The following is a 2,911-nucleotide window of genomic DNA, read 5'->3' on the forward strand; positions in this document are numbered from 1 at the left end:
GCGCTCAACGATGCCGGCCACCGACTGCAGTACCGACAAAACTTTATCCTGGGTTGCTTTCAGAACGATCATGACTTCCTCTGTATATATCTTTAATTCTTTAATTCAAATTAGTAGTAGTAGATAAGGGTGGCGCCCATCTGTGGATAGTGCCATTTTCCCCTTTTTGATCAACCACTTGGCGTTTGTTTAACCATGTGTTCAGACGCCCCTGAACTGCACTGCTGAATATGAACAACTTTCGATTGTCATCTGCTTCTGTGGATAAGCCATGGGTTGTTCAAAAGTTGTCCCCAAAGTTATTGTGAGGGTGGCTGGGCTCTGTAAAACACCGTGAAAACCGGGCGCAAGAGGGTTCATGGAGTTAATGGGGCGCATGGAGGTTGTTCCTCAGCCTTTCAGGGTCTGTTCAAGCACATGCAGCTGCTGGTTGAGCTCTGTCATTTGCTGGCGCTCGGCAGACATCTTGCGCACGGCGTGCAGCACGGTGGTGTGGTCACGCCCGCCAAAGAGCTCACCGATCTCGGGGAGGCTCTTTTGCGTGAGTTCCTTGGCCAGGTACATGGCAATCTGCCGCGGCCGCGCAATGCTGGCTGGCCGCTTCTTGGAATACATGTCGGCCACTTTGATCTTGTAATAGTCGGCGACGGTCTTCTGGATGTTCTCGACGCTGATCTGCCGGTTCTGAATGGAAAGCAGGTCACGCAGGGCCTCACGGGCCAGCTGGATGGAGATTTCCTTGAGATTGAAGCGTGAGTACGCCAGGATCTTGCGCAAGGCGCCTTCGAGCTCACGCACGTTGGAGCGGACGTTCTTGGCGACGAAGAAGGCGACTTCTTCGGGCATGGAGGCGCCTTCGGCTTCGGCCTTGCGGATCAGGATGGCGACGCGCATTTCGAGCTCGGGCGGTTCGATGGCGACGGTGAGGCCGGAATCAAAGCGCGACACCAGGCGTTCGTGGATATCCGTCAAACCCTTGGGATAAGTGTCGCTGGTCATCACGATGTGCGACTTTTTGGTCAGCAAGGCCTCGAAAGCGTTGAAAAACTCTTCCTGGGTGCGGTCCTTGTTGGCAAAGAACTGGACGTCGTCAATCAGCAGCAAATCCAGGGAGTGATAACGCTCCTTGAATTCATCAAAAGTCTTGCGTTGGTAAGCTTTAACCACATCTGAAACAAATTGTTCAGCATGGATGTAGAGAACTTTGGCGGCGGGGTTGTCCGACAGCAATTTATTGCCGATCGCGTGCATCAAATGCGTCTTGCCCAAACCTACGCCGCCGTAGATAAAAAGCGGGTTGTAAAGCTGGCCCAGGCTGCTGGAAACATGCAGCGCGGCGGCCCGGCCCATGCGGTTGGCCGTGCCTTCAATCAGGGTGTCGAAGGTCAGCGCGCTGTTGAGCCGATTCTTGAACGGCGCGCCGGCGGCTTCTTCGGGAACGCCCAGGCCGACGGGTTCAGGAACGCCGGAGCCTTCAAAGCTGCGAACCAGAGAAGAAGACTTGGCGGGCGCTTCGCGCGGAGCAAGTGCTAACTCAAGGGGGATGCTTTGCCCGGAAATTTTCTCAAGCAGGGCCGAAATGCGGCCGGCATACTGGGCGCGAACCCAGTCCAGTTTGAACCGGTTACCCACTAAAACGGTGACTTTGGTGAGGTCGGGAGCGACCTCGACAAGCAGGGGGCGGATCCAGGTATTGAACTGTTGTTCAGGTAATTCCTGGGCCAGGTGGTCGACGCAGCTCTGCCACAAGTCCTGGTTCAGATTTTGGACGGATGCCTCACTCATGGCTGGTTTTGGCTGGGTTGCTGGCCTGGCAAGAGGCGCCCGGCAGCGGTGAGCTGCTTGTGGATATTGTTAATTTTGAGCACCGGCAATTGTAGTCCGGACGAGGAGTTATCCACAAAATAATTGATCCGGGTTTCAACCTATTTTGGGCACTGGTTTGGGGTATGTAGCGACCCGGTTCGCCGCATCTCAGCCTTTACCCCAAATGGGCGGGCTAACTTGTTGCCAGTGTTAGGAAATCTGCGATAATCATGGGTTTCCCTGATTCGCGGCGGGTTTTGCCTGCCTTGAAGACTTGCAGAGATGGTTGTGTTGTACGGCCACCAAGATCATTCGAATCGCCCAAAGCAGTGTGTCTTATAACTAAGGCAAGGTAACGGCAAAGGGGAAAGCTTTGTAGCTGACCGGCTAGTAGGACTCAATCATGAAACGCACATACCAACCATCCAAAGTCAAACGCGCTCGTACGCACGGCTTCCTGACCCGCATGAAAACGCGTGGCGGCCGCGCAGTGATTGCTGCACGCCGCGCCAAAGGCCGCAAGCGCCTGGCCGTATAAGCCTGTTTCCTGCTGGCCATTCGCAGTTTTTTAAACTGACGCCTGGCGCTCGTGCAACGGCTTCAAACCCGACCCCAGTTCCAGGCAGTTCTTGCCGGCGCCATTGTTGCAAAAACAACGCACTTCGCATTGCACCGCAATGCGCTGGACGCAAAGCCCGTGCAAGCTGAGCCAGGCAAGCTGGCTGATGTGATCGCGGCAAGGCCGCTGTTTCCCGTACAGGATGTCTGGCTTGGGGCCATGGTTCCCAAACGCTGGGCCAAACGCGCCGTCACACGTAACGCCATCAAACGACAGATCTACACCGTGAGCGCTGATTTTTCGCATCAGTATCCTCAGGCTGCTTTTGTGGTCCGCTTGCGGCGTGATTTTTCGCGCAAGGAATTCATCAGTGCGACGTCCGAGCAGCTCAAGCTGGCGGTACGCACCGAAGTGCTGGCGCTGATGCAGGCAGGAGCCAAGGCGCCATGAGCTCCGTTTTTGCTGCACTGGCACCTCTTTTCCGTTTGCCGCAAACCCTGCTGATTGGCCTGGTCAAAGGCTATCGCTTGTTGCTCAGCCCATGGC

Annotated in this window: 3 protein-coding genes; 2 read left to right on the forward strand and 1 reads right to left on the reverse strand. The window is 55.4% G+C overall.

Annotated features, from left to right (window positions below):
* Window positions 1–390: 390 nt before the first annotated feature.
* A complete protein-coding gene (dnaA, locus tag AC1DWI_RS18580) occupies window positions 391–1,785 on the reverse strand; it encodes a chromosomal replication initiator protein DnaA (RefSeq protein ID WP_457281893.1) in 1,395 nt (464 codons plus the stop codon).
* Window positions 1,786–2,209: 424 nt separating this feature from the next.
* On the opposite strand from dnaA, the gene rpmH reads away from it, so the two are divergent.
* Window positions 2,210–2,344, forward strand: a complete 135-nt coding sequence (gene rpmH / locus AC1DWI_RS18585) for a 50S ribosomal protein L34 (RefSeq protein WP_007862708.1) — start codon at window positions 2,210–2,212, stop codon at window positions 2,342–2,344.
* Between the two features lie 51 nt (window positions 2,345–2,395).
* Complete coding sequence (locus AC1DWI_RS18590) at window positions 2,396–2,815, forward strand: ribonuclease P protein component (RefSeq protein WP_477670431.1); 420 nt, start codon at window positions 2,396–2,398, stop codon at window positions 2,813–2,815.
* Window positions 2,816–2,911 lie beyond the last annotated feature (96 nt).

This window comes from Polaromonas sp. P3_C2 (assembly GCF_056402675.1).

What these genes read in the sequence shown, in the direction of transcription:
- dnaA (WP_457281893.1), bottom strand. Translation starts at nt 1,785, where the DNA reads ATGAGTGAGGCATCCGTCCAAAATCTGAACCAGGACTTGTGGCAGAGC.
- rpmH (WP_007862708.1), top strand. Translation starts at nt 2,210, where the DNA reads ATGAAACGCACATACCAACCATCCAAAGTCAAACGCGCTCGTACGCAC.